General features: G+C 71.3%; 23 protein-coding genes. 6 read left to right on the top strand and 17 right to left on the bottom strand.

The genetic code is table 11. The features are described 5' to 3' along the window. Positions 1 to 195 precede the first annotated feature (195 nt). The 4 genes from eccE (at position 196) to rarD (ending at position 4,122) form a co-directional block, all read left to right on the top strand. Positions 196 to 2,136 (top strand): type VII secretion protein EccE, encoded by a 1,941-nt coding sequence (eccE, locus tag ACWD5O_RS18570; RefSeq protein ID WP_387328444.1) that lies wholly within the window; start codon positions 196 to 198, stop codon positions 2,134 to 2,136. Positions 2,137 to 2,197: 61 nt separating this feature from the next. Beyond that, positions 2,198 to 2,584, top strand: a complete 387-nt coding sequence (locus ACWD5O_RS18565) for a phage holin family protein (RefSeq protein WP_354967340.1) — start codon at positions 2,198 to 2,200, stop codon at positions 2,582 to 2,584. Positions 2,585 to 2,701: 117 nt separating this feature from the next. Further along, on the top strand, positions 2,702 to 3,178 hold the full coding sequence (locus ACWD5O_RS18560) for a GNAT family N-acetyltransferase (protein WP_450086010.1): 477 nt from the start codon (positions 2,702 to 2,704) through the stop codon (positions 3,176 to 3,178). Between the two features lie 17 nt (positions 3,179 to 3,195). Continuing rightward, entirely contained in the window at positions 3,196 to 4,122 is a 927-nt protein-coding gene (rarD, locus tag ACWD5O_RS18555) for an EamA family transporter RarD (protein ID WP_354967338.1), read from the top strand. 7 nt (positions 4,123 to 4,129) lie between these two features. On the opposite strand, the gene ACWD5O_RS18550 is transcribed toward rarD, so the two are convergent. Then, entirely contained in the window at positions 4,130 to 4,828 is a 699-nt protein-coding gene (locus tag ACWD5O_RS18550) for an anti-sigma factor family protein (RefSeq protein WP_354967337.1), read from the bottom strand. Then, positions 4,825 to 5,340 (bottom strand): sigma-70 family RNA polymerase sigma factor, encoded by a 516-nt coding sequence (locus tag ACWD5O_RS18545; RefSeq protein ID WP_354967368.1) that lies wholly within the window; start codon positions 5,338 to 5,340, stop codon positions 4,825 to 4,827. Before ACWD5O_RS18545 ends, ACWD5O_RS18550 begins: the two co-directional genes overlap by 4 nt. A gap of 240 nt (positions 5,341 to 5,580) precedes the next feature. Here ACWD5O_RS18545 and ACWD5O_RS18540 point away from each other — a divergent pair, with 240 nt between their 5' ends. Then, positions 5,581 to 7,695, top strand: a complete 2,115-nt coding sequence (locus tag ACWD5O_RS18540) for a PhoX family protein (protein WP_450086009.1) — start codon at positions 5,581 to 5,583, stop codon at positions 7,693 to 7,695. A 78-nt stretch (positions 7,696 to 7,773) separates the two neighbouring features. Here the strand turns inward: ACWD5O_RS18540 and ACWD5O_RS18535 are convergent, their stop codons facing one another. Further along, complete coding sequence (locus ACWD5O_RS18535) at positions 7,774 to 8,556, bottom strand: IclR family transcriptional regulator (protein WP_354967335.1); 783 nt, start codon at positions 8,554 to 8,556, stop codon at positions 7,774 to 7,776. 154 nt (positions 8,557 to 8,710) lie between these two features. Between ACWD5O_RS18535 and ACWD5O_RS18530 the strand changes: the two genes are divergently transcribed. Continuing rightward, a complete protein-coding gene (locus tag ACWD5O_RS18530) occupies positions 8,711 to 9,940 on the top strand; it encodes an MFS transporter (protein ID WP_354967334.1) in 1,230 nt (409 codons plus the stop codon). Here the strand turns inward: ACWD5O_RS18530 and ACWD5O_RS18525 are convergent. The 14 genes from ACWD5O_RS18525 to ACWD5O_RS18460 all read right to left on the bottom strand — a co-directional run bounded on the left by ACWD5O_RS18525 (position 9,916) and on the right by ACWD5O_RS18460 (position 26,942). Then, positions 9,916 to 10,989: a polyprenyl synthetase family protein gene (locus ACWD5O_RS18525; protein WP_354967333.1), complete on the bottom strand. Its 1,074-nt coding sequence runs from the start codon at positions 10,987 to 10,989 to the stop codon at positions 9,916 to 9,918. The genes ACWD5O_RS18530 and ACWD5O_RS18525 overlap by 25 nt on opposite strands. 101 nt (positions 10,990 to 11,090) lie before the next feature. Beyond that, positions 11,091 to 12,644 (bottom strand): NADH-quinone oxidoreductase subunit NuoN, encoded by a 1,554-nt coding sequence (nuoN, locus tag ACWD5O_RS18520; protein WP_354967332.1) that lies wholly within the window; start codon positions 12,642 to 12,644, stop codon positions 11,091 to 11,093. A 109-nt stretch (positions 12,645 to 12,753) separates the two neighbouring features. Next, positions 12,754 to 14,289: an NADH-quinone oxidoreductase subunit M gene (locus ACWD5O_RS18515; protein WP_450086008.1), complete on the bottom strand. Its 1,536-nt coding sequence runs from the start codon at positions 14,287 to 14,289 to the stop codon at positions 12,754 to 12,756. A 64-nt stretch (positions 14,290 to 14,353) separates the two neighbouring features. Further along, on the bottom strand, positions 14,354 to 16,279 hold the full coding sequence (gene nuoL, locus ACWD5O_RS18510; protein ID WP_450086007.1) for an NADH-quinone oxidoreductase subunit L: 1,926 nt from the start codon (positions 16,277 to 16,279) through the stop codon (positions 14,354 to 14,356). An 11-nt stretch (positions 16,280 to 16,290) separates the two neighbouring features. Beyond that, entirely contained in the window at positions 16,291 to 16,608 is a 318-nt protein-coding gene (nuoK, locus tag ACWD5O_RS18505) for an NADH-quinone oxidoreductase subunit NuoK (protein ID WP_354967329.1), read from the bottom strand. Beyond that, positions 16,608 to 17,378 (bottom strand): NADH-quinone oxidoreductase subunit J, encoded by a 771-nt coding sequence (locus ACWD5O_RS18500; protein ID WP_450086006.1) that lies wholly within the window; start codon positions 17,376 to 17,378, stop codon positions 16,608 to 16,610. The genes nuoK and ACWD5O_RS18500 overlap by 1 nt, the downstream gene beginning before the upstream one ends. Beyond that, on the bottom strand, positions 17,375 to 18,016 hold the full coding sequence (nuoI, locus tag ACWD5O_RS18495) for an NADH-quinone oxidoreductase subunit NuoI (protein ID WP_121655456.1): 642 nt from the start codon (positions 18,014 to 18,016) through the stop codon (positions 17,375 to 17,377). Before nuoI ends, ACWD5O_RS18500 begins: the two co-directional genes overlap by 4 nt. A gap of 1 nt (position 18,017) precedes the next feature. After that, complete coding sequence (gene nuoH / locus ACWD5O_RS18490; RefSeq protein ID WP_354967327.1) at positions 18,018 to 19,370, bottom strand: NADH-quinone oxidoreductase subunit NuoH; 1,353 nt, start codon at positions 19,368 to 19,370, stop codon at positions 18,018 to 18,020. Continuing rightward, a complete protein-coding gene (locus ACWD5O_RS18485) occupies positions 19,367 to 21,874 on the bottom strand; it encodes an NADH-quinone oxidoreductase subunit G (RefSeq protein WP_450086005.1) in 2,508 nt (835 codons plus the stop codon). The genes nuoH and ACWD5O_RS18485 overlap by 4 nt, the downstream gene beginning before the upstream one ends. Continuing rightward, complete coding sequence (gene nuoF / locus ACWD5O_RS18480; protein ID WP_354967325.1) at positions 21,874 to 23,190, bottom strand: NADH-quinone oxidoreductase subunit NuoF; 1,317 nt, start codon at positions 23,188 to 23,190, stop codon at positions 21,874 to 21,876. The genes ACWD5O_RS18485 and nuoF overlap by 1 nt, the downstream gene beginning before the upstream one ends. Further along, positions 23,187 to 24,212, bottom strand: a complete 1,026-nt coding sequence (gene nuoE, locus ACWD5O_RS18475) for an NADH-quinone oxidoreductase subunit NuoE (protein WP_450086004.1) — start codon at positions 24,210 to 24,212, stop codon at positions 23,187 to 23,189. Before nuoE ends, nuoF begins: the two co-directional genes overlap by 4 nt. Continuing rightward, positions 24,209 to 25,534: an NADH-quinone oxidoreductase subunit D gene (locus ACWD5O_RS18470; protein ID WP_354967323.1), complete on the bottom strand. Its 1,326-nt coding sequence runs from the start codon at positions 25,532 to 25,534 to the stop codon at positions 24,209 to 24,211. Before ACWD5O_RS18470 ends, nuoE begins: the two co-directional genes overlap by 4 nt. Then, entirely contained in the window at positions 25,531 to 26,268 is a 738-nt protein-coding gene (locus ACWD5O_RS18465) for an NADH-quinone oxidoreductase subunit C (protein WP_354967322.1), read from the bottom strand. Before ACWD5O_RS18465 ends, ACWD5O_RS18470 begins: the two co-directional genes overlap by 4 nt. Beyond that, positions 26,265 to 26,942, bottom strand: coding sequence for a NuoB/complex I 20 kDa subunit family protein (locus ACWD5O_RS18460; RefSeq protein WP_145785918.1), 678 nt, complete (start codon positions 26,940 to 26,942; stop codon positions 26,265 to 26,267). Before ACWD5O_RS18460 ends, ACWD5O_RS18465 begins: the two co-directional genes overlap by 4 nt. Positions 26,943 to 26,946 lie beyond the last annotated feature (4 nt).

Here is a 26,946-nt window from a genome sequence, read left to right as displayed (position 1 = left end):
GGACGCGGGTCAGCGACGAACTTCGTGGCTGACGGTAGCGGCCCGGTTGCGGTTCTGCTACCCCTCGCCTCTCCCCTGTGGACAACCACGACGGACATCGGTCGCTTACGATGTGCCGCAGCCACGTAGCGGCGTGTGACGAGCCGCGGGAGCGGCCGACCGGCCGGCGCGGTCCACACTCCCTGAGGAGGCGCGGTGCCGGCGACAACCACCGGAGGGTCGCAATCGGCGACTGCGGTCGGGCCCGGGCCGGGTGTTGTCGCGCCAGCGATCGGGCAGGGAATTGGCCCGCCGGGGGCCGGGGCGGGCGGGTCCAGCGGCACCGATGCCGGAGTCGCCGAGCGGGGCAGCCCCCACCGCCGGCCGCCGATCGCCCGCTGGGCCTCCGTGGGTCGGCGCGGGGGCACCGGGGTACGCGCCGGTCAGCTGGTCACCGGGCAGGTCGCGGTGGCGCTCGTCCTCGCCGCCCTGGGCCGGGGCGTGCCGGTCACGGTCGCGGCCCTGCTGGCGGCGGTGCTGCTGGTGGCGACCGCCTGGGTCCGGGTCCGCGGTCGGTGGCTCTTCGAATGGCTGGCCATCGCCGCCGGGCACCTGACCCGCCGGCGCGCGCTGGCCGGGCCGGCGGGCCCGGCGGAGCTGCTCGGCCTGATCGCCCCCGGCACCGTGGTCCGCTCGACGGAGTTCTCCGGCGGGCCGGCCGCGGTGCTGGAGGACACCGGCGGCATGGTGGCGCTGCTGGAGCTCGGCGATTCCGGCGACCTGCTCGGCGACGCGTCCCGGGCCGTCCCCACACCGTCCGCGCTGCTTCCGCCCGTTGGGCCGGACGTGCCGCCGCTGCGGATTCAACTGCTGCTCGCCGGGACGCCGGCCCCGGTGCCGGCGGCGGGCGGCACGGTCGGCACGTCGTACCGGCAGCTCACCGACGGGCGGCTCGCCGGGCGGGAGAGGGCGGTACTCGCGGTCCGGGTGCTGCGGGTGGACGGCTGGTCCGAGGAGGACCTGCGCCGGGTGCTCGCCGGCACGGTACGCCGGATCGTCCGCCGGCTCCGGCCGTTGACCGCCCGGCCGCTCGGTGTGCCGGCGGCGCTGCGCGTCCTGGTCGAGCTGGCCCACCACGACGGCCATCCGGTGCGGGAGTCCTGGCCGGCGCTCCGGTCCGGCGCTCTCCTCCAGGCCACCTTCCGCCTGAGCCGCTGGCCGCGCGCCGACGGTGCGGGCGCGACCCGGCTGGTGCCACGGCTGCTGGCGCTGCCGGCGACCGCGACGACGGTCTCGCTCTGCGCGGGCCCGCCGCCGGTCAGCGGCACGACGGGGGTGCCGACCGAGCTGACCGTACGCCTGGCCGCCGGAACGGCGACGGAGCTGACCGCCGCCGCGGAGGCGCTGGACCGGCTGGTGACCGGCCTTGGTGGGGAGCTGAGTCGGCTGGACGGCGCGCACCTGGCCGGGCTGGCCCGCACGCTGCCGCTGGCTCTCGCGACGCCCGGTGCGCAGTCGCGGCCCGCGCTGGACGACTGGGAGCTGACCCTCGGCGGGGCGGGAATGATGGTCGGCACGAACCGGCACGGTGGGGCGGTCACCGTTCGGCTGTTCCGGCCGGAGAGCACCCGGGTGCTGCTGGTCGGCGGGGTGCGTGCCGCCCAGTTGGTGGCACTGCGCGCGATGGCGCTGGGCGCCCTGGTGGTTGTCCAGACCGGACGCCCCCGCGCCTGGGAGCCGTTCGTCCGGGGCGTGGGCGCGCCGGGCGGGACGATCCCGCTGATTCCGCCGGGTCCGCCGGTCGCCGACGGGGTGGGCACGGCGCTGCGGCCGTTGCTGCTGGTGGTCGACGCCGGGCCGGTGCCGGCCGACGCCGAGCCGGGTCCGCCCTGGCGGGCGACCCTGGTGGTCCGGGACGAGCTGACCCCGGCGGACGTGGACGCGCTGACCCGGGCCGACCTGGCGGTGCTGCAACCGCTGGACGCCACCGAGGCCGCGCTGGCCGGCACCGCGCTGGGGCTGGGCGGCTCGGCCGAGTGGTTGACACGGATCCGGGACGACATGGTGGCCGTGGTGAACCGGCGTGCGCTGCGCTGGGCGCTGCTCTCCCCCACCCCGATCGAGGCGCAGCTCATCGGACGGCCCGCGCGACGCTGAACCGATCCGATCGTCGATCGGCGGGTTACGCCGCTGCCCGGTCCGTGGCACGATCCCCGCCATGGGTTTTCTGAAAGGGCTGCTGATTCGGCTGGCCACCACGGCGCTGGCCTTCTGGCTGGCCACACTCCTCATTCCGGGCATCACTCTGGAGTCGAACTCCACCGTCGAGACGGTCACCACGCTGCTCCTGGTGGCGGCGATCTTCGGCGTGGTCAACGCGGTGCTCCAACCGATCATCAAGACCGTCGGTTGTGGCTTCTACCTCCTGACCCTGGGTCTCATCGCGCTGGTGGTGAACGGGCTGCTGTTCCTGCTCACCAGCTGGATCGCCGACCAGGCCGGGCTGCCGTTCTCGGTGGACGGCTTCTGGCCTGCCGCCGTGCTGGGCGCGCTCTTCGTGAGCATCGTGACCTGGATCCTCGGCGCCATCCTCGACCGGGACTGACCAGGATCGACCCGGACCGCCCGGGGCCCCGGCCGTGGCCGGAGCCCGGGCGGTCCGGTGACCAGAGTCCGGGAATTGGCCGGCGCGGGGGCCGGCCCTGGCGGCTAGCGTCATGCGGTGTTCTCGCTGACCCGCTCCGACGGCCACCTGCTCAGCACCGATCCCGCCCGGCTCGATCTGGATCGGTTGCACCGGTGGCTGTCCACCGACGCGTACTGGGCACTGGGCCGGGACCGGGAGACGGTCGTCCGGGCGTTCGCCGGCTCGCTGCCGTTCGGCGTCTACCGGCCCGGGGACAGCCGCCAGGTGGCGGTGGCCCGGGTGGTCACCGACGGCGCCACGTTCGCCTGGCTCTGCGACGTGTACGTGGACCGCCCCGCCCGGGGTCACGGGTTGGGCGGCTGGCTGGCCGCCGGCGTCCGCGACCACCTGGCCGAGCTGGGCGTACGCCGGATCCTGCTCTGCACCAACGACGCGCACGAGGTGTACGCACGGGTCGGTTTCGCTCCCCTGGACGAGCCCACGCGATGGATGCAGCTCGACCGGCGTCCACCGGTGACCCCGGTCACCGGAAAGGAACAAAGCGCGGTTTGACCCCTTACGGTGAAGGCGTGACGTCACTCCGCCTGGGATACCTCTACGGCCTCGGCGCGTACCTGCTCTGGGGCTTCTTCCCGCTCTACCTCAAGCTGCTGCGACCGGCCGGTCCGCTGGAGATTCTCGCCCACCGGATCGTCTGGTCGGTGGTCTTCGTGGCCCTGCTGCTGGCCGCGCTGCGCAACGTCGGCTTCCTGCGGGCGTTGCTGCGCCGGCCCTGGGCACTGGCCGGAATCGTCGTCGCCGCAGCCCTGATCGCGATCAACTGGGGCACCTACATCTACGGGGTCAACTCGGACCGGGTGGTGGAGACCGCGCTCGGCTACTTCATCAACCCGCTGGTGGTGGTGCTGCTCGGGGTGACGGTGCTGCGGGAGCGGCTGCGCCTGGCGCAGTGGGTGGCGCTGGGCATCGGCGCGTCGGCGGTCGCGGTGCTCGCCGTGGACTACGGCCGGCTGCCCTGGCTGGCCCTGACCCTGGCGTTCAGCTTCGGCGGCTACGGCCTGATCAAGAAGCGGCTCGGGCTGCCCGCCGCGGAGGGGCTCTTCGTCGAGTCGGCGGTGCTGGCGCTGCCCGCGCTGGGCTACCTGGCCTGGCTGACCCGGCGTGCCGAGTCGACCTTCGGGCAGGTCTCGGCCGGGCACACCGCGCTGCTGGTGCTGGCCGGCGCGGCCACCGCAATCCCACTGCTGCTCTTCGCCGGGGCCGCCAACCGGCTGCCGCTGACCAGCCTCGGCATGATCCAATACCTGGCGCCTATCCTCCAGCTCGGCTGCGGTGTGCTGATCTTCCACGAGCCGATGCCACCGGCCCGCCTCGCCGGCTTCGCGCTCGTCTGGCTCGCCCTCGTCGTCTTCACCGCCGACGCCGTCCGCCAGTCCCACCGCACCCGCGCCCACGCCCGCGCCGCCACCCCTCGCACCCCCGTTCCCGCACCCTGATCCGGGGTCAGGGGACGGCGTAGGACAGGACCGGGGTGCCGTCGGCACGTTGAAGTTCGACGCTGACCAGCTCGGCGTCTGTGAACCGGGTGGCGCCGGTGAACTGCAGGGCGTCGCCCGGCGCGGCCAGCCAGGAGCCGATCTGCTCGGTGGCACCGTCGGGCCCACGCGCCACCAACCGGAAGGTGTACGCCTTGCCGTAGCCGGTCCGCGGGTCGTACCCGCAGCGCATGGTCACCTCGGTGCCCCAGTCGGTGCCGGTCAGCCCGATCTCGGCGTGCACCGGCCCGGCGGCGGCCACCGGCCGCATGGCGACCATCGACACCTGCGGCCCGGGATTCCCCGGAGAACCCGGGGTGCCACGCAGCACCGTCGCGGCGCCCACGCCGACCACCAGCGCGAACGCGGCGGCGACCAGCCCGGTCAGCGCGTACCGCCGGCGGGTTGCCCACCGCTCACGCCGCCGACGGGCCCTGGCCTCCTCGATCAGCGCGGGCACCCGGGGCGGGGCGGGTGGCGGCAGGAACTGCTCCAGACCCGCCGGGTCGAGACGACCGAGCAGCCCGGGCAGGACGGCGATCTCGGCGACCGCGTCCCGGCAGGAGGCACAGCCGGCAAGGTGCCGCTCGTACGCCGCCCGCTCGGCGGGGGCCAGGGCGCCCAGCACGTACGCGCCGTCGTCGTGCGCGAACTCGCACCGGGTCATCCCGTCACTCCCATCTCAGCCAGGACCAACCGTAATGACCGCAGCGCGTAGTGGGTGCGGGACTTCACGGTGCCCGGCGGCACACCGAGCCGGGACGCCGCCTCGGCCACCGACCGCCCCTGGTAGAAGCACTCGACCAGGACCTCACGGTGGGTCGGGCTGAGCCGGTTCAGCGCCTCGGCGACGGTCCACGCCTCCACGGCGCGCTCAGCCTCGTCGATCACCTCCGGCGGTTCCGGTATCTCGTCGGTGTACACCTCACCGACCCGGGTGGACCGCCGACGCCAGGCGTCGATGGCGAGGTTGCGGGCGGTGGTGAAGAGCCAGGCCCGCACCGAGCCGCGTCGCGGATCGAGCGACTCCGGGTGCCGCCAGGCCCGCAGCAGCGTCTCCTGCACCAGGTCCTCAGCCCGCTGCCGATCCCCGTTGACCAGCCGGAGGGCGTGGGCGTACAGCGCCTCCGCGTGCTCGTCGTGCAGCGCGCGCAGCAGTTGGGCGTCGTGGTCGCTGATGGCGGTCTCCTCACTCCCGGCGCGCGTCGGGCGGTGCGTCCGCTCGTGAATACGTGCGGTCACGCCGATCGGTTCAGCCCGAGGTCAGACCGGTTGCGTGCGGTTGGCGCCCGCGGAGGTGTTCACGCCTGGTTCACATCGCGGCCGACGACCGCTCACCGCGTCCTCCTAGCGTCCGGCTGGTACGCCCGGCCATCGACTGATCCCGCGTGCCACCGACCTTCCCAGGAGGCTCCTTCCATGAGCGACCGTCCCCGGCTGCTCCCGCTGTTGGGTGCCACTCGCCACGGCAGCCGTGACGCCATGACCTGTCTCTACCGCTGCGGAAACGCCTGTGACCACCCGGTCCCGAACACCTCCGACAACGCGTACTTCGGTGATGTGGTGAACGCCGAGGTCTCACGGCGCGGCGTGGTCCGGGCCGGCGCGGTCGGCGCGCTGGTCCTCGGCTTCGGTGGTGCGGCGGCCGGCGCGGCGCCCGCCATGGCCGCCCCCGCGATCCCGGACGTCCCGGAGGCGTTCGGTTTCGGACGCCCCAGCACCGGTGTCGGCAGCGGCGCGCTGACGTTCAAGCCGATCCCGCCGAACAAGTTGGACACGCTGGTCGTGCCGAACGGGTACGACCACGCCGTGGTCATCAAGTGGGGTGACCCGGTGGTGCCGGGCGCGCCCGAGTTCGACGTGCACCGGCAGACCGCCGCGGCGCAGTCCCGGCAGTTCGGCTACAACAACGACTTCGTGGGCGTGTTGCCGCTGGACAAGCGCGGCAACCGGGCGCTGCTCGTGGTCAACCACGAGTACACCAACGAGGACCTCATGTTCCCGGGCTTCCCGGGTTTGGACGGGCTCTCGGTGGAGCAGCTGCGCACCGCGATGGCCGCACACGGCATGTCCGTGCTGGAGATCGAGCGGGTCGCCGGCACCGGGCAGTGGAAGCCTGTCGACAACGGCCGTCGGCCGTACAACCGCCGGATCACCGCGCTCGGCACCAGGTTCGACCTGACCGGCCCGGCGGCCGGCTCGGCCTGGCTGAAGACCGCCGCCGACCCGAAGGGCCGTACGGTTGTCGGCACGCTGAACAACTGCGCCGGCGGCGTGACCCCGTGGGGCACCGTGCTCTCCGGTGAGGAGAACTTCAACCAGTACTTCGTCGGCGCCGACGGGGCGCCGGCGGAGCTGAAGCCGAAGCTGGACCGCTACGGCATCAGCACGGCGTCCCGCTACCCCAGCGGCAGCCGCAAATGGGAGCGCGCCGACGAGCGCTTCGACCTGGCCAAGCACCCCAACGAGGCGCACCGGTTCGGCTGGATCGTCGAGATCGACCCGTTCGACCCGGAGAGCCGCCCGCGCAAGCACACCGCGATGGGCCGGTTCAAGCACGAGGGCGCGAACGTGATCGTGGCCGGGGACGGCCACGTGGTCGCGTACATGGGCGACGACGAGCGGTTCGACTACCTGTACAAGTTCGTCTCGGACAACAGGTTCATGAAGGGCAACTCCTGGGCTGCCCGCAAGCACAACCTGACGCTGCTGGAGTCCGGAACCCTGTACGTGGCGCAGCTGGACCAGACCAGCGCGGCCGAGATCGACGGCTCCGGCAAGCTCCCCGCCGACGGCGCGTTCAACGGCCGGGGCCGCTGGATCAAGCTGGTCAGCGGCAACCGTTCGTTCGTCGACGGGATGACCGCCGCGGACGTTCTCACCTTCACCCGGCTCGCCGGCGACAGGGTCGGCGCGACCAAGATGGACCGCCCCGAGGACGTCGAGCCGAGCCTGCTCACCGGCAAGGTGTACGTGGCGTTGACGAACAACACCAACCGGGGCGTCGGCAGCAGCCCGAAGGCCGACGAGGCCAACCCGCGGAACGCCAACAAGCACGGGCAGATCCTGGAGCTGGTGGAGGACCGCGACGACAACACCGCCGAGACGTTCGCCTGGTCGCTGCCGATCGTCTGCGGCGACCCCACCGACCCGTCGACGTTCTTCGCCGGGTACGACAAGACCAGGGTCTCCCCGATCTCCTGCCCGGACAACATCGCCTTCGACGCCACCGGAAACCTGTGGGTCTCCACGGACGGCAACGCGCTGGGCAGCAACGACGGTCTCTTCGCCACCGCGGTGGAGGGCCCGGAGCGTGGGCACCTCAAGCAGTTCCTGACCGTGCCGCTCGGCGCGGAGACCTGCGGCCCGTTCATCACCGGCGACAACCGCTCGGTCTTCGTCGCCGTGCAGCACCCGGGTGAGATCACCGGGGCCTCGGTGGAGAACCCGGCCTCCAACTGGCCGGACGGCGACTACGCCAAGCCCGGCGTGGTGGTCACCTGGCGCCTGGACGGCGGCCCGGTGGGCAGCTGACGTTGCTCCGGCGGTCCGGCGCTGGACCGCCACGAGAGGCCCTCTCCCAGCCGGGGAGAGGGCCTCTCGGCGTCCGGGTCAGTGGTCGGCGGCGATGCCGTCGGCGACGGCGCGGGCCACCGTGAGCAGCTTGGCCCGGACCACGCGGGCGGAGGTCATCATCTCGCTGGCGGGCAGCGCGCAGGCCAGCACGACCCGGCGTTCCATGTCCTTGTCCGGCGTGACCAGCACGGACGCGCAGGCCACCCCCTGGCGGAACTGGCCCAGCTCCAACTGCATCCCCCGCCGGTCGCCGGCGGCCAGGTCGGCCTCGAACGTCTCGGTGCTGGTCAACGTCGCGGTGGTGAACGGACGCATGCCGTACTCCCGCAGGTAGCGGAAGCGCTGTTCGGCGGTGAGGGTGGCGAGCAGGGACTTGCCGAGGGCGGTGGCGTGCGCCCCCTCGTCGAAGCCGGGGACCAGGTCCTCCAGGTAGGGCGACCGGGGGCCCTCGGCGACCGCCGTGAGGGCGACCTGGCCACCGACGAAACGGCCCAGGTAGTGGCTGTAGCCGGTGTCCGCGGCGGCCCGCCGCAGCGTCTCACCGACCGCCGGCGGCCCCCGGAACGCGGTCACCAGCTCCCGGTAGCGGTCGGCCACCTCCAACCCCACGATGTACGTGCCGTCCTCCCGACGGATCACGTAGCCCTCGTAGGCCAGGGTGCGGACCAGGTGGTACGTAGTGGCCACGGTCAGCTCGCAGCGCCGGGCGATCTGCTTGACGGTCAGGCCCTTCGGGGCGCGACCGACCGACTCCAGCACCCGCAGCGCTCGGGACACGCTGCGGATCAGGTCCGAAGGTTCTGCCAAGGGGTCGCGCACAACCACCTCCGCCGCCGGGGACTTACACCATATGAAAAACAGGCCCGGTGCGAAATGCCTGTTCGGGTCGAGGATGCCAGATCACCATCCACGCCTTGTGCACCGGCGGTCACCGGGAGTGGTCCGAGCGCGACTCGCGTAGGTTTGCCGGACGATGACCGACACCGCCCTCACCCCCGATCCCGACACCGCCCGCACCCGCCCGATCCGGGCCGGCGCCGGTGCTGTCCTCACCACCGTGGCCTGCGTGCTGCCCGTCTTCCTGCTCGGCGGCCTCGCCGTGCAGATGGGCGCGGACCTCGGGTTCTCGCCGGCCGGTCTGGGCCTGGCCGTGGCCGTCTACTTCGGGGTCAGCGCGCTGGCCTCGGTGCCCTCCGGTCGCCTGGTCGAGCGGTACGGGCCGGCAATGGTGGCCCGCTGTGGCATCGTGCTGGCCGCCGCGTCGATGCTCGCCGTGGCGGTGTTCGCCCGGTCGTATGCGGCGCTGGTCGGGCTGTTGGCGCTCAGCGCCGCCGCGAACGCCCTCGGTCAGTTGGCCAGCAACGCCGTGCTGGCGCAGCACGTCCCGACCCGCCGGCAGGGGCTGTCGTTCGGCGTCAAGCAGGCGGCCATTCCGGTCTCCACCCTGCTGGCCGGCGCGGCGGTGCCCACCATCGCCCTCACCGCCGGCTGGCGCTGGGCGTTCGTGGCCGCCGCCGGTGCGGCGCTGACGACGCTGCCCGCCGTACCCCGGCACGTGCCCGGCCGCGCCCGGCGGGCAGGCGCCACACGTGCTGGCCGGGCCACGGTGGCGCTGGTGGTGATCGGTGTGGCGGCGGCGCTGGCCGCGGCCGCGGCCAACGCGCTGGGCACCTTCCTGGTGGACTCAGCGGCCGCCCGGGGGCTCTCACCGGCACTCGCCGGTCTCACGCTGACCCTGGGCAGCGCGGTCTGCGTGGTGGCCCGGGTGGGTGCCGGCTGGTTGGCCGACCGCCGCACCGGCGGTCACATCGCGCTCATCGCCGCGATGCTGGTGGTCGGTGCCGGTGGGCTGGGCCTGCTCGCGTTGACCGGCACGGTGCCGCTGGTGGCCGGCGTGGTGCTCGGCTTCGGCCTGGGCTGGGCCTGGCCCGGTCTGGTGAACTTCGCGGTGGTCCGGCTCCACCCGCAGGCCCCGGCCGCCGCCACCTCGATCACCCAGACCGGGGTGTACGCGGGCGGCTGTCTCGGCCCACTGAGTCTCGGCCCGCTCGCCGCCCACCTCGGCTACCCGACGATGTGGACCACGGCGGCGGTGTCCATGCTGCTCGCCGCCGCTCTGATGCTCGTCGGCAGCCGCCTGCTGAGCCGCATCGCCGCCGGGGCGAACGGAGCCGGAGATCAGCTGGTGCGGTCGGCGATGTAGTCGCAGAGCGATTCGAGGGCACGGCGGGACGGGCCGGCCGGGAGCGGGGCCAGGCGCGCGCGAGCGTCCTCGGCGTAGCTGCGCACGGTCTCCCGGGCACGCTTGAGCGCCGGGCTCTCCCGGAGCAGCCCCAGCGCCTCAGCGTGCAGCGCGTCGTCGGTCAGCGGGCCGGTGGCCAGGATCTCCCGCAGCCGCACCGAGGACGCGTCGAAGTCGTCCGCCGCGCGGGCGTAGAGCACCGGCAGTGTGGGGACACCCTCGCGCAGGTCCGTGCCGGGCGTCTTGCCCGACTGCACCGACTCGGAGGCGATGTCCAGCAGGTCGTCGGAGAGCTGGAAGGCGACGCCGATCGTCTCGCCGTAACCGGCGAGGGCTTCCACGTGCTCCGGGGCGGCACCGCTGAACATGCCGCCGAACCGGGCCGACGTGGCGATCAGGGAGCCCGTCTTCTCGGCGATCACGTGCAGGTAGTGCGCGACCGGGTCGTCGCCGGCGCGCGGCCCGACGGTCTCCGCGATCTGGCCGTGCACGAGTCGGGCGAAGGTCCGCGCCTGCAACCTGACCGCTTCCGGGCCCAGGTCGGCCGCGATGTCCGCGGCCCGGGCGAAGAGGTAGTCACCGACCAGGATGGCCACCGAGTTGGTCCAGCGGGAGTTCGCGCTCGGCGCGCCCCGGCGCACGGCCGCCTCGTCCATCACGTCGTCGTGGTAGAGCGTGGCCAGGTGGGTGAGCTCCATCACCACGGCCGCCGGAACCACCCGCGGGCTGGTGGGGTCGCCGAACTGGGCGCCCAGCGCCACCAGCAACGGCCGGAACCGCTTCCCGCCGGCCTCGACGAGGTGCCGGGCGGCCTCGGTGACGAACGGGTCGGCGCTGGCCACACTGGCCCGCAACTCGACCTCGACCCCGTCCAGCAGACCCAGCACGGACGCCTCGACGCGGGGATCGGCGAGATGGAGGCCGAGCGCGCCGAACTGACTCGTGCTCGCCCGACCCCGGCGACCGCCGGAACCGGTGGCACCTGAACGCTGGCCAGCCGGAATCACCACGCATCAACCATGCCACACCCCTTCTACCTGCTCCGGGCGGGGGATACGCACGGGGGCCGGCACGCGAACGCGTGCCGGCCCCCGGATTGCCGAGGCTCTGGTCAGCGCACGAAGTCGGCGGCTCCGGTGGCCAGGTCGAGCAGCGGCGCCGGGGCGATGCCCAGCACCAGGGTGGCCAGCACGCCGATCATCAGCGCGGCGGAGGTGAGGCCGCCGGGCACGGTGACGGTCGGCGTGGACTCGCCCGGCTCGGACAGCCACATCATCACCACGACCCGCAGGTACGGGAAGGCCAGCACCATGCTGGTCAGCACACCGGCGATCACCAGCCAGGCGTGACCGCTGTCCAGCGCCGCCCCGAAGACCGCGAACTTGCTCATGAAGCCGCTGGTCAGCGGGATGCCGGCGAAGGCCAGCAGGATGAACGTGAACAGCCCGGCGAAGAACGGCGAGCGTCGTCCCAGCCCGGCCCAGCGGGACAGGTGGGTGGCCTCCCCGTCGTCGTCCCGGACCAGGGTCACCACCGCGAACGCGGCCAGCACCGAGAAGCCGTACGCGACCAGGTAGAACATGGTGCCGGCGAGCCCTTCGCGGCTCGGCGCCAGCACGCCGACCAGCAGGTAGCCGGCGTTGGCGATCGAGGAGTACGCGAGCAGCCGCTTGATGTCGGTCTGGGTGACCGCGAGCACCGCGCCGACCAGCATGGTCAGCACCGCCACCGTGCCGAGCACCGGAGTGAAGTCCCAGGCGGCGCCGGCGAACGCGACGTGGAAGACACGCAGCAGCGCGCCGAACGCGGCGACCTTGGTGCAGGCGGCCATCAAACCGGTGACCGGGGTCGGCGCGCCCTGGTAGACGTCCGGCGTCCACACGTGGAACGGGGCCGCCCCGGCCTTGAAGAGCAGTCCGATGGCGAGCAGCGCCATGCCGGCGAAGAGCAGCACCGGGCTGGCCGGCGACTCGGTCACCGCCGCGTTGATGGTGGCGAAGTCGACCCCGGCCACCCGACCCGGGATGCCGGCGGTGAAGCCGTAGATCAGCGCCACGCCGAACAGGAAGAACGCCGAGGCGTACGCGCCGAGCAGGAAGTACTTCATCGCCGCCTCCTGGCTCAGCAGCCGCCGGCGACGAGCCAGCGCGCAGAGCAGGTACAGCGGCAGCGAGAAGACCTCCAGCGCGATGAACATCGTCAGCAGGTCGTTCGCCGCCACGAAGATCAGCATGCCGCCGATCGCGAACGTGGTGAGCGGGTAGACCTCGGTGAGCCCGTTGCGCCCCTCGGCCTGCCGCCGGTCGTCGGCCGACTCGGCGGTCACCGCGGCCTGGGCGACGAACGCCCCGCCGCGCTCCACCGAGCGGTCACCGATCAGCAGCAGCGCCATCGCGGCCAGCACCAGGATCGCGCCCTGAAGGAAGAGCGTCGGACCGTCCACCGCGAGGGCCTGACCGGCGGTGATGATCCGGTCGTCGGCGTTGAGGACGACCATCGTCAGCGCGGCGAGGACGGCCAGCAGGGCCAGCGTCAGCTGCACGACGTGCCGCAGGCGCCGGGGAACGAAGGCCTCGACCAGCACGCCGAGCAGGGCGACGCCCAGCATGATCATGATCGGGGCGAGCGCCGCGTAGTTGAGCGACGGCAGTTTCAACTCGGTCACTGGGCCGACCTTTCGTTCACGACTGCGGGGCTCGCAAGCTCACTCCTCGCGTTCACCGATGCCGACCTTTCGTTCACGACTGCGGGGCTCGCAAGCTCACTCCTCGCGTTCACCGGCCTGCCTCCTGGACGGTGCCGCCCACCGACGGGGCGGGGTCGGTCCTGCCGATGTCGTCCATGGTCGCCTGGACGGCGGGGTTGATCACGTCAGTGACCGGCTTGGGGTAGAAGCCGAGCAGCACGATCAGCGCGATCAGCGGGGCGACCACGACCTTCTCGCGCAGGTTGAGGTCCTTACGCATGCCGTCGACCTCGGTCAGTGCCGGGTTGAGCGTGCCCTGGGTGGTGCGCTGGATCATCCACAGCACGTACGCGGCCGCCAGGATGATGCCGAGCGTGGCGATGACCGCGACCGGCTTGTTCACCGTGAAGGTGCCGATCAGCACCAGGAACTCGGAGATGAACGGCGCGGTGCCGGGCAGCGCGAGCGAGGCGAGACCGGCGAAGAAGAGCACCCCGGCGAGCAACGGAACCAGCTTGCCGGCACCACCGAAGTCACTGATCAGGGCCGAGCCGCGCCGGGTAATCAGCATTCCCACCACCAGGAAGAGCAGGCCGGTGGCCAGACCGTGGTTGAGCATGTAGAGCACCGCGCCGGTGCCGGCCTGGGTGGTGAAGGCGAAGATGCCCACCCCGATGAACCCGAAGTGCGCGATCGAGGTGTACGACACCAGCCGCTTGAGGTCGTTCTGGCCGACCGCCAGCAGCGCGGCGTAGACGATGCCGATCACGCCCAGCGCCAGCGCCCACGGCGCGAACCACTTCGACGCCTCGGGGAACAGCGGCAGGCAGTAGCGCAGGATGCCGAACGTGCCGACCTTGTCCAGCACGCCGACCAGCAGCGCCGCGGCGCCCGCCGGTGCGGCGCCACCGGCGTCCGGCAGCCACGTGTGGAACGGGAAGAACGGCGCCTTGATGGCGAACGCGAGGAAGAAGCCGAGGAACAGCCAACGCTCGGTGCCCGTGCTGATGTCGACCTGCGACAGCGCCTGCCAGTCGAAGGTCTTCCCGCCGACCACCCACAGCCCGATCACCGCGGCCAGCATGAACAGGCCGCCGACGAGCGAGTAGAGGAAGAACTTCACCGCCGCGTACTGCCGCTGGTGGCCGCCGTAGCTGCCGATCAGGAAGTACATCGGCACCAGCATGACCTCGAAGAACACGTAGAACAGGAAGACGTCGGCGGCGGCGAAGACGCCGATCATCGTGCATTCGAGGACCAGCAGCAGCGCGAAGTAGACGGGTACCGACCGCTTCGACGACTCCGCGTCGTGCCAGGACGCCAGGATCACCAGCGGAACCAGCACCCCGATCAGCATCAGCATCACCAGCGCGATGCCGTCGGCGGCGAAGGTGAAGCTGACGCCCCAGTTCGGGATCCACGAGTACGACTCGCGGAACTGGAACCGGTCACCGCCGGCGTTGAAGCTGACCCACATCACCACCGAGAGCACCAGCACCAGCAGCGACCAGGCGAACGCCACCTGCTTGGCCAGCTCCGGCCGGTGGCGCGGCAGGAACGCCACCACCAGGGCGCCGACCAGCGGCGCCACGGTGAGCACCGAGAGGAACGGGAAGTTGGACATTATTCGGCCTTACCTCCGTCGTCACTGCGTGGTCCGCCGGCGGGGGCGGCCGGAAAGAGGTCGATCACGCCAACCACCCGGCCTGCACCGCCAGGAACGCCGCCATCACCAGCAGCGCACCGGCCAGGATCGAGGTGGCGTACGAGCGGACGAAGCCGGTCTGCAGCCGCCGGAGCCGGGCCGAGCCACCGCCGACCGCGGCGGCCAGCCCGTTGACCAGTCCGTCGACGCCCCGGTTGTCGAGGAAGACCAGCGCCCGGGTGAGGAAGATGCCCGGCTTCTCGAAGACCGCCTCGTTGACCGTGTCGGTGTAGAGGTTGCGCCGGGCGGCGGTGACCAGTACGCCGGCCGGCTGCGGCGCGGTGGCCGTACCGGCCCGGAACAGGAACCAGGCGAGCCCGGCGCCCAGCACGGTGACCAGCAGTGAGAGCACGGTGATCACCGTGTGCGAGAGGACCGGTTCGTGCGCCTCCTCGTGGGCGCCCAGCCCGGCGGTCGCCGTCAGCCAGTCCGGGACCGAGGTGGCGAGCAGGAAGCCGGCACCGACCGAGCCGACCGCCAGCAGGACCAGCGGGATGGTCATCAGCGCGGGCGACTCGTGCGGGTGCTCGATGTCCTCGGTCCAGCGCTTCGGACCGTGGAAGGTGAGCACGAAGAGCCGCGTCATGTAGAACGCGGTCAGCCCGGCGCCCAGCAGAGCAGCCCCGCCGAAGAGCCAGGCGGTCCAGTCCGACCGCTCGAAGGCGGCCACGATGATCGGCTCCTTGGAGAAGAAGCCGGAGAACGGGAACATGCCGATGATGGCCAGCCAGCCCATCATGAAGGTCAGCCAGGTGATCTTCATGTACTTCGACAGCCCGCCGAAGCGGCGGATGTCCACCTGGTCGTTCATCCCGTGCATGACCGAGCCGGCCCCCAGGAACATGTTGGCCTTGAAGAAGCCGTGCGCCAGCAGGTGCACGATGGCCAGCGCGTACGCCGCGCCGCCCAGGCCGACGCCGAGGAACATGTAGCCGATCTGGCTCACCGTCGACCAGGCGAGCACCCGCTTGATGTCGTCCTTGGCCGCGCCGATGATGCAGCCGATCAGCAGGGTGAGCGCGCCGACGCTGACCACCACGAGCTGGAGCGCCGAGTTGGCGGAGAAGATCGGGTTGGACCGGGCGATCAGGTAGACGCCCGCGGTGACCATGGTGGCGGCGTGGATGAGCGCCGACACCGGGGTGGGGCCCTCCATCGCGTCCGGCAGCCACGCCTGGAGCGGGAACTGGCCGGACTTGCCGGTCGCGCCGAGCAGCAGCAGCAGGCCGAGCACCAGCACGGTCGAACCGGCCAGCGCGCCGACGCCGTTGAACACCTCGTCGTACTGGGTGGTGCCCAGGGTGGCGAACATGATGAAGATGCCGATGGCCAGGCCGGCGTCGCCGACCCGGTTCATCAGGAAGGCCTTCTTGCCGGCGGTGGCGGCGCTCGGCCGCTCGTACCAGAAGGAGATCAGCAGGTACGACGCCAGACCGACGCCCTCCCAGCCGAAGTACAGCATCACGTAGTTGTTGCCGAGCACCAGCAGCAGCATGGCCGCGACGAACAGGTTGAAGTACGCGAAGAACCGGCGGCGGCCGGCGTCGTGCGCCATGTACTCCACGGCGTACAGGTGGATCAGGAAGCCCACGCCGGTGATCAGCAGCACGAAGACGGCGGCCAGCGGGTCGAACAGCAGGCCGAAGTCGACCCGCAGATCACCGACGGCGATGAAGTCCCAGAGGCTCAGCTCGACCGACTTGTTCTCCAGGCCACGCAGCTGGAAGAAGGAGGCCAGGCCGAGCACGAACGCGGCACCGATGGCGGCGACGCCCAACCAGTGCCCCCAGCGGTCGGCCCGCCGGCCGAGCAGCAGCAGGATGGCCGCGCTGACCAGCGGGATCGCCACGAGCAGCCAGACGCTGCTGAGCAAGCCCGTGGCACCGGCGTACTGCACAGTCTCTTCCACTTGCTTGCCCCTTAGTACTTGAGCAGGTTGGCGTCGTCGACGCTCGCGGAGCGTCGAGTCCGGAAGATCGACATGATGATCGCGAGACCGACCACGACCTCAGCCGCCGCCACCACCATCACGAAGAACGCCATGATCTGACCGTTGAGGTCACCGTTGATCCGGCTGAAGGTGACCAGCGTCAGGTTGGCCGCGTTGAGCATCAGCTCCACGCACATGAACAGCACGAGCGCGTTGCGCCGTACGAGCACCCCGGCGGCGCCGATGGTGAACAGCACCGCGGCGAGTACGAGGTAGTAGTTCGGCTCGACCGAGAAGAACCCGTCCATTACTTGTCCGTCCCCTTCAGCGTGGTCTCCTCGGCGGTCAGCTCACGCTGCGGAAGGATCGCCGGGGTGCTGCGGTCGGTCAGGCGGCCGTCGGGCAGCCGGGCCGGGGTGGCCACCGAGGAGGAGGTCGCGAAGACTCCGGGGCCCGGCTTGGGACCGGGATAGCTGCCCGGAGCGAAGCGCGCCCGCATGGTGGCCGGCTGGTCCATCTTGTCCTGCTTACGCCGCTCGACGTGCGCCAGCACCATGGCACCGACCGCTGCGGTGATCAGCAGCGCCGAGGTCAGCTCGAACGCGAAGACGTACTTGGTGAACAGCAGCCGGGCGATGCCTTGCACGTTCCCCTCCGCGTTGGCCTGCTCCAGGCCGACCGCGGTGGTCTTGTCCAGCGCCTGGTAGAGGCCGCTGCCGATCAGGCCGGCGAAGCCCAGCCCGAGCACGATCGCAGCGACCCGCTGGCCGCGCAGCGTCTCGATCAGTGAGTCCGAGGAGTCCCGCCCGACCAGCATCAGCACGAACAGGAAGAGCATCATGATCGCGCCGGTGTAGACGATGATCTGCACCATGCCGATGAACGGACCGGCCTGGAGCACGTAGAACACGCCCAGACAGAGCATGGTCAGCACCAGCCAGAGCGCCGAGTGCACGGCGTTGCGCGCCGCCACCATGCCGATCGCCCCGATCAGCGCCAGCGGGGCGAGGATCCAGAAGGTGACCGCCTCGCCGCCGGGCACCGAACCCGCCGCGGCGAGCACCGTCTCCGTTGTCATGCTCCGTCTCCCTTGCCCGCGCCGGCTCGCTGGGCCGCCTGCTCGGCGCCCGGGAACGTGACGCCGGGGTGCTCCTCGACCTGGTAGCGGCCGGGGCCCATCGGGGACGTCTCGGCCCCGGCGGAGGTGCCCGGGTTGTCCAACGCGCCCACGTAGTAGTCCTTCTCGCTGTCGCCCAGACGCATCGGGTGCGGCGGCTGCTCCATGCCTTCGAGCAGCGGTGCGAGCAGCTGCTCCTTGGTGAAGATCAGATCCTGCCGGTTGTCCCGGGCCAGCTCGTACTCGTTGCTCATGGTGAGCGAACGGGTCGGGCAGGCCTCGATGCACAACCCGCAGAAGATGCACCGGGCGTAGTTGATCTGGTAGACGCTGGCGTACCGCTCGCCCGGCGAGAAACGCTGCTCGTCGGTGTTGTCGCCACCCTCGACGAAGATCGCGTCCGCCGGGCAGGCCCAGGCGCACAGCTCACAGCCGATGCACTTCTCCAGCCCGTCCGGGTGCCGGTTGAGGATGTGCCGCCCGTGGTAGCGCGGCGCCGACACCGGCGGCTTGAACGGGTAGTCGGTGGTGACGACCTTCCTGAACATGTGCGAGAAGGTGACCCCGAAGCCCTTGAACGTTCCGGTGATCGTGCCCACGTCACACCTCCCTGGAGTCCGAGCCGGTGGCGATGTTGGCCGGCTCCCGCTCGGCGACCACGCGCGTGATACGCGGGCTCGGTGGTACCTGAAGATCCATCGGTGGCAGCGGGAAGCTCCCGTACGGGCGGCTGTCCACCTGTTCCTGCGTCGTCGGCTTCGGCTGCGGTCGGCGGCTGGGCCAGAACAGCGTGGCGATCAGCAGGATGCCGGCCGGGATGCCGACCGCGATCATCTTGCCGCGCGCGTCCCAGTCCTCGATGGAACGCAGGCCCGACAGGACCAGGATCCAGACCAGGTTGATCGGCAGCAGCACCTTCCAGCCGAAGCGCATGAACTGGTCGTACCGCAGCCGAGGCAGCGTGCCGCGCAGCCACACGAAGACGAAGACCAGCGCGATCACCTTGCCGAAGAACCAGAGCATCGGCCACCAACCGGAGTTGGCGCCCTCCCAGATGGTGATCGGCCACGGCGCACGCCAACCGCCGAGGAACAGCGTGGTGGTGACCGCGGACATGGTCACCATCGCGACGTACTCGCTGAGCATGAAGAGCGCGAACTTCAGCGAGCTGTATTCCGTCATGAAGCCGGCGACCAGCTCCGACTCGGCCTCGGGCAGGTCGAACGGCGCCCGGTTGGTCTCACCCACGGTGGCGATGAAGAAGATGATGAAGCTGGGCAGCAGCAGGATCGCGTACCAGCCCGGCGCCGGGATCTGCTGGCCGAAGATGGACAGCTGGGTGCCGTGGCCCTGGGCGGCGACGATCCCACTGGTGCTCATCGTGCCGGCGGTCATGAACACCGCCACGATGGAGAGCCCCATGGCGACCTCGTAGGAGATCATCTGGGCGCTCGACCGCAGGCCGCCGAGGAGCGGGTACGTCGAGCCGGAGGCCCACCCGCCCAGCACGATGCCGTAGACGCCCATCGAGGAGCAGGCCAGCAGCAACAGCACCGCCACCGGCACGTCGGTGACCTGCAGCGGCGTGTGGTGGCCGAAGATGCTCACCATCGGGCCGAACGGCACCACCGCCAGCGCGGTGACCGCGCAGATCACCGAGATGGTCGGGGCGAAGAAGTAGACGACCTTGTCGGCCGCCTTCGGCAGGATGTCCTCCTTGAAGGCCATCTTCAAACCGTCGGCGAGGGTCTGCAGCAGGCCGAACGGGCCGACCTGGTTGGGGCCGGGCCGCACCTGCATGTAGCCCACCACGCGCCGCTCGAACCAGACGCCGAGCAGGGTGGCCACCAGACCGAAGGCGAACGCAAAGACGATCTTGATGAGAACCAGCCACCACGGATCCCGACCGAAGTCGGCCAGCGTCGGGTCCTGGGCCAGGTAAGACGGGCTCACTGGTTACCCCCAGCGTTGAGGAGCGGACCCGGGAGACCGGCCTCGTCCGCCGCCACCCGCCCGGCCGGGACGGCCGCGCTCGGTGCGGGGACGGAGATCCGGACGACCGCGCCGGACGTCGCCCCAAGGCTGCGTCGAACGGTCGAACCCGGTGAGTTGGTCGGCAGCCAGACCACGTCGTCCGGCATCTCGGTGAGCTCCGCCGGCAGGGTCAGCGCCCCCCGGTCCGTGCCCACCGTGACCGGGTCGCCATCGGCGACCCCGAGCGCCTCGGCGGTGCCCTTGCCCAGCCGGACCACCGGCGGGCGGGCGGTGCCGGCGAGGTGCTCGTCGCCGTCGATCAGGGTGCCCAGGTCGACAAGCTGGTGCCAGGTGGCCAGCACGGCCTCCCCGGCGCCCGGGCGCGGCGCCGTACCCGGCGCCACCGACGGCGGCGCCGGCCGCTGGGTGCGGGTCGCCGGCAGCGTGCCCAGCTCGCGGCGCACGCTCGGCACGTCCGCGGTGCCGAGCCGCACGTCGAGCAGCGCGGCCAGCGCGTCGAGCACCCGACCGTCGGTCATCGCCGCGGTCTGCAGCACCGCCTCGAACGGACGAAGCCGACCCTCCCAGTCCAGGAAGCTGCCGGCCTTCTCGACCACCGGGGCGATCGGGAGCACCACGTTGGCCCGCCGGGTCACCGCGCTGCCGCGCAGTTCCAGGCTGACCAGGAACGGCACCGCGTCCAGGGCGGTCTCGGCGAGCCGCGGGTCGGCCAGGTCGGCCGGGTCGACCCCGCCGACCACCAGCGCGCCGAGCTGCCCGTTCGCCGCAGCCGCCAGGATCTGATCGGTGTCCCGACCGGCCTGGCTCGGGATCACCCCGGCCGGGATGTCCCACGCCTCGCCCAGCTCGGCGCGGGCGGCCGGCTCGGTGACCAGCCGTCCACCGGGGAGCAGGTTGGGCAGGCAGCCCGCGTCGACCGCGCCGCGGTCACCCGCGCGCCGCGGCACCCAGACCAGCTTCGCGCCGGTACGCCGAGCCACGTCCGCCGCGGCGGAGAGCCCGCCCGGCACAGTGGCCAGCCGCTCGCCGACGATCAGGATCGCGCCCGGCGCGCTCAGCGCCTCGGCGACCGTGGCGTGCTCGGCGAGCACGCTCGCCTCCTCGCCCGGCACCACCCGGGCCAGCTTGGCACCGAGCTTCTCCAGGCCGCGGGTGGCGAACGGCGCCAGCGCGTACACCGTCAGGGTCTTCTTCAGGTACGCCTTGCGCAGCCGCAGGAAGAGGATCGGGCACTCCTCCTCCGGTTCCAGGCCGACCAGCACCACCGCCGGCGCGTTCTCCACGTCGGTGTAGGTGACGTCGGTGACCCCGGCGACCGAGCTGGCCAGGAAGTCGGACTCCTCGCGGGAGACCGGTCGGGCCCGGAAGTCGATGTCGTTGGTGTTCAGCGCGACCCGGGCGAACTTCGCGTACGCGTAGGCGTCCTCGACGGTCAGCCGACCACCGGTGAGCACCGCCGTGCCCTGCCCGCTCTCGCGGGCCGCGTGCAGCCCCTCGGCGGCCACGGTGAGCGCCTCACTCCAGGAGGCCTCGCGCAGCTCGCCGGTGCGCTCGTCGCGGACCAGCGGGGTGGTCAGCCGGTCGGTGGCCCGGGCGTACTGGAAGCCCCACCGGCCCTTGTCGCAGTTCCACTCCTCGTTCACCGCCGGCTCGTCGCCCGCCAGCCGGCGCAGCACCTTGCCGCGCCGCCAGTCGGTGCGCTGCCCGCAGCCCGCCGAGCAGTGCTCGCAGACGCTCGGGCTGGAGACCAGGTCGAACGGCCGGGCACGGAACCGGTACTGGGCACCGGTCAGCGCGCCCACCGGGCAGATCTGCACGGTGTTGCCGGAGAAGTAGGAGTTGAACGGCACGTCACCCGCGTCGCCCTCCGCGCCGTACGCGTCGTCCCGGTAGATGTTGATCTCCTCGGTGGACGACCGGCCCATCAGGTCGATGAACTTGTCGCCGGCGATCTCCTCGGAGAACCGGGTGCAGCGCTGGCAGAGCACGCAACGCTCGCGGTCCAGCAGCACCTGGCTGCTGATCGCCATCGGCTTCTCGTACTCCCGCTTGTGCTCGTGGAAGCGCGAGTCGGTGCGGCCGGTGGACATCGCCTGGTTCTGCAGGGGGCACTCGCCGCCCTTGTCACACATCGGGCAGTCCAGGGGGTGGTTGAGGAGCAGCAGCTCCATCACCCCCTCCTGCGCCTTCTTGGCCACCGGGGAGGTGAGCTGGGTGCGGACCACCATGCCGTCGGCGACGGCCTGTGTGCAGGAGGCGACCGGCTTGCGCTGCCCCTCCACCTCGACCAGGCACTGCCGACACGCGCCGGCCGGTGCCAGCAGCGGGTGGTCGCAGAACCGGGGGATCTCGGTGCCCATCTGCTCGGCAACCCGGATCAGCAGTGTCCCCTTGGGGGCGGTGACCTCGACGCCGTCGATGGTGAGGGTGACCGTGTCGGTCTGCTTGGCTACGTCCGTCATCAGTGAGCTCCAACCAGCTGCTTGTCGGAGAGCTTCGGCGCGGTACGTCCCTCGATGTAGTCGAGGTAGTCCTGCTTGAAGTACTTCAGTGACGAGGTCACCGGGCTGGTCGCGCCGTCACCCAGGCCGCAGAACGAGCGGCCGAGGATGTTGTCGCAGGTGTCCAGCAGGGTGTCCAGGTCCTCGTGGGTGCCCTGGCCGGCGAGGATCCGCCGGTAGACCCGGACCATCCAGTAGTTGCCCTCCCGGCACGGGGTGCACTTGCCGCACGACTCGTGGTGGTAGAACTCCAGCCACCGGTAGGTCGCGTAGACCGGGCAGTCCTGGTCGGAGAAGATCTGGGTGGCCGTGGTGCCGAGGATCGACCCGGCTGCCGCCACCCCCTCGAAGTCCAGCGGCACGTCCAGATGCTCGGCGGCGAGCAGCGGGGTGGACGAACCGCCCGGGGTCCAGAACCTCAGGTTGTGCCCGGGCTGCATCCCGCCGGCCAGCTCCAGCAGCTCGCGCAGCGTGACGCCCATCGAGCACTCGTACTGGCCGGGGTTGGCGATCCGGCCGGAGAGCGAGTAGATCATCGGCCCGGACGACTTCTCGGTGCCCATGGTCTTCCACCAGTCGGCCCCGCCGAGCACGATCGGCGGCACGCTGGCGATGGTGCCGACGTTGTTCACCACCGTCGGGCTGGCGTACAGGCCGTGGGTGGCCGGGAACGGCGGGCGCAGCCGGGGCTGGCCCCGGAACCCCTCCAGCGAGTCCAGCAGCGCCGTCTCCTCGCCGCAGATGTACGCCCCGGCGCCCGAGTGCACCACCAGCTCCAGGTCGTAGCCGCTGCCCAGGATGTTGCGGCCGAGGTAGCCCTTGTCGTACGCCTCCTGGACCGCGTTGCGCAGCCGGCGCGCGGCGTGCACCGCCTCGCCCCGGATGTAGATGTAGGCGCGGTTGGCCCGGATCGCGTACGAAGCGATGATCACGCCCTCGACCAGGGAGTGCGGGTCGTGGGTCATCAGCGGCAGGTCCTTGCAGGTGCCCGGCTCGCCCTCGTCGGCGTTGACCACCAGGTAGTGCGGCTTGCCGTCGCCCTGCGGGATGAAGCCCCACTTGAGACCGGTGGGGAAGCCCGCGCCGCCCCGGCCACGCAGCCCGGAGTCCTTGATGAGCTGGATCAGGTCGTCCGGGTGGGCCTTGAGCGCCTTGCGCAGCGCAGCGTAGCCGTCCAGCTGCTCGTACGTGCCGATCCGCCAGGCGTCCGGCGACAGCCAGCGCTTGGTCAGCACCGGCGTCAGCTTGGCCAGCGTCTCCGGGCGGGGAGTGGTCACTTCTGGGCCCCCGTTTCGCTCGCGACGGTGGAGGTCGCGCCATCGGCGCTCGCCGACGCTTCGTTGAGGTTGCGCTCCTGCGCGCCGGTGGAGTCACCGGCGGGCTTGCCGTCACCGGCCGGCGCGTTGGTCGCCACACCGGCGGCCTCCGCCTCCTGCGCGTCGCGCGGGGTCGGCGGGGAGATCTCCGCCGGCTGGCCGGCGCCGGCGTTGCCGGGCGTACCCGTCGGAGCGGACGCCCCGTCGCCACCCTTCACCGGGCTGACCTGCGGGGCGGGCGCCTCAACGGGCGTCGCGGCGGCCTCGGCGGCCTTCGCCTTGGCGGCCGCCTTGTCCGCCTCCGCCTTGCTGCGGATCGGGGTGTTCGGGTCGAAGCCCGGCACCGAGACGCCGTGCTGCTGCGCCAGCCGCAACCCGCGCAGGGTGGGCTCGCCCGGCCCGCCGTCGGCGACCGCGCCGTCCCGCTCGTCGGCGAAACCGGCGAGCTGGACCGCCATCTCCTTGAGCGTGCAGAGCCGGGCGCCGCGGGTCGGCATCGGCCGGCCGCCGGCGCGCAGCTCATCGACCACGCCGACCGCGGTGGACGAGTCCACGCCGTCGAAGAAGTCGTAGTTGACGGTCATCACCGGGCCGTAGTCGCAGGCCGCCAGGCACTCGGCGTGCTCCAGGGTGATCTTCCCGTCGGCGGTGGTCTCGTCGTGCCCGACACCGAGGTGCTCGGCGAGGGTGTCGTAGACCTCCTGGCCGCCGAGCACGTTGCACATCGTGTTGGTGCAGACGCTGACCAGGAAGTCGCCGGTCGGCTTGCGCTTGTACATGGTGTAGAAGGTGGCTACCGCGCCGACCTGGGCCTTGTTCAGCCCGAGCACCTCGGCGCAGAACGCGACACCGGCCGGAGAGACGTACCCCTCCTCCGACTGGACCAGGTGCAGCAGCGGCAGCAGCGCCGAGCGGGACCGGTCCGCCGGGTAGCGGGCGATGATCTCGCGCGCCCGCTCGCGCGTCGTGTCAGTGAAAGTCATCGGTCACAACCACCCATCACGGGGTCCAGCGAGGCGCCGCCGGCGATCACGTCGGCGATCAGGCCGCCCTCGGCCATCGCCGGGAGAGCCTGGAGGTTGACGAAGCTCGGTTCCCGGTAGTGCACCCGGTACGGCCGGGTGCCACCGTCGGAGACCGCGTGCACGCCCAACTCGCCGCGGGGCGACTCGATGCCGACGTACACCTGGCCCGGCGGGACCCGGAAGCCCTCGGTGACCAGCTTGAAGTGGTGGATCAGCGACTCCATCGACTGACCCATGATCTTCGCGACGTGCTCCAGCGAGTTGCCCATGCCGTCGACGCCGATGGCCAACTGCGCCGGCCAGGCGATCTTGCGGTCGGCGACCATCACCGGGCCCGGCCGGAGCCGGTCCAGCGCCTGCTCGACCAGCTTCATCGACTCCCGGATCTCGGCGAGCCGGACCAGGTAGCGGCCCCACACGTCGCCGTCGGGGTGGGTCGGCACGTCGAACTCGTACGTCTCGTAACCGCAGTACGGCATGGTCTTACGCAGGTCCCAGGCCAACCCGGCGGAACGCAGCACAGGCCCGGTGATGCCGAGCGCCACGCAGCCGGTCACGTCCAGCACCGCGACGTTCTGCGTCCGCTCGGTCCAGATCGGCTGGCCGGAGAGGAGGTCCTCGTACTCCTTGAGCTTCTTCGGCATCATCTTCAGGAACTCGCGGATCTTGACGATCGCCTCGTCCGGCACGTCCTGCGCCACGCCGCCCGGACGGACGTACGCGTGGTTCATCCGCAGGCCGGTGATGGTCTCGAAGATGTCGAGGATGTACTCCCGCTCGCGGAAGCCGTAGAGCATGATCGAGATCGCGCCCAGCTCCATGCCGGTCGTCGCCAGCCAGACCAGGTGCGACGAGATCCGGTTGAGCTCCATCATCAGCACGCGGATGGTGGTGGCGCGCTCGGTGATGTCGTCGGTGATGCCGAGCAGCTTCTCGACCGCCAGCGCGTAACCCGTCTCGTTGAAGATCGGCGCGAGGTAGTCCATCCGGGTCACGAACGTCGAGCCCTGGACCCAGTTGCGGTATTCGAGGTTCTTCTCGATGCCGGTGTGCAGGTAGCCGACGACCGAGCGGGCCTCGCGGACCGTCTCGCCCTCCAGCTCCAGGATCAGCCGCAGCACCCCGTGCGTGGACGGGTGCTGCGGACCCATGTTGACGATGATCCGCTCGTCGTTGATCGGGTCGGTGCTCGAGACGACCGAGTCCCAGTCCCCACCGGTGACGGTGAAGACCCTGCCCTCGGTGGTCTCGCGTTCGGTCGCGTAGTTCGACGTGGTCACTGGTAGGACCTCCTCCGGTCCGGCGGCGGGATCTCAGCGCCCTTGTACTCGACCGCCACGCCACCGAGCGGGTAGTCCTTGCGCTGCGGGTGGCCCTCCCAGTCGTCCGGCATGAGGATGCGGGTCAGGTTGGGGTGGCCGTCGAAGACGATGCCGAACATGTCGTACGCCTCCCGCTCCTGCCAGTCGGCGGTCGGGTAGATCGCCGTCACGCTGGGCAGGTGCGGGCTCTCCACGGAGACGGCGGCCTCCAGGCGGACCCGACGCCGGTAGGTCATCGAGGTGAGCAGGTAGACCACGTGCAGCCGGCGCTCGTCGGCGCCGAGGTAGTCCACGCCGGACACCGAGGAGCACAGCTCGAAGCGCAGCGCCAGATCGTCCCGCATCACCTGGCAGACCTCGGCGATGCGCTCCGGGCGTACGTGCAGGGTCAGCTCACCCCGGTCGACCACGACCTTCTCGATCGCGTCGCCGAAGGCCGGGTAGGCCTCCTCCAGCGCGTCGCGGACCTCGTCGAAATAGCCACCGTACGGCCGGGCGGCCTCCTCGATCGGCTCGCGCTGGCGGACCAGGCCGCCGTAGCCGGACACGTCGCCGGTGCCCTGGTTGCCGAACATCCCGCGGCCCGCCGGGCTGGCTGGCGGGTATTCGGCGGGGGCGGTGCTGCTGGCACCGGCCGGGGTGACCGGTACCGGCACGCCGCCGTCGTTGGGCTTGTCGGTGGGTGACGTCATTTGGGGCCTACCTGCGGGTGGAGGTGGTTCTGCGCGTTCATCCAGTTCTCGATTCGCAGCTGCTCCTCGCGCCCCTCGCGGACCGCCCGGGTCCACTCGGCACGCCGGGCCTTGTCGTTGCGGTACGAGGACGGCATGGAGCCGTAGGGCACGACCGGGACGTCGCCACGCTCCTGGCGGGCCGCCAGCATCTTGCGGCCGTTCGGGCCCAGCGGCTCGTACATGATCTTCTCGCGGAGCTTGAGGATCGCGTCGATCAGCATCTCCGGCCGGGGCGGGCAGCCGGGCAGGTACATGTCGACCGGTACGACGTGGTCGACGCCCTGCACGATCGCGTAGTTGTTGAACATGCCGCCGCTGCTGGCGCAGACGCCCATGGAGAGCACCCAGCGGGGCTCGGCCATCTGGTCGTAGATCTGGCGCAGCACCGGCGCCATCTTCTGACTCACCCGGCCGGCCACGATCATCAGGTCGGCCTGCCGGGGCGAGGCCCGGAAGACCTCCATACCCCAGCGGCCCATGTCGTAGTGCGGACCACCGGCGGCCATCATCTCGATGGCGCAGCAGGCCAGGCCGAAGGTGGCGCCCCACACGGACGACTTCCGGGACCAGTTGACCAGCTTCTCCACCGAGGTGAGCAGGACGCCGGCGGGAAGCTTCTCCTCGATGCCCATCTGA

The organism is Micromonospora sp. NPDC005161, from assembly GCF_053599855.1.
Note: the sequence above shows the minus strand (reverse complement) of the source record. Positions and strands in the feature narration are given on the sequence as shown.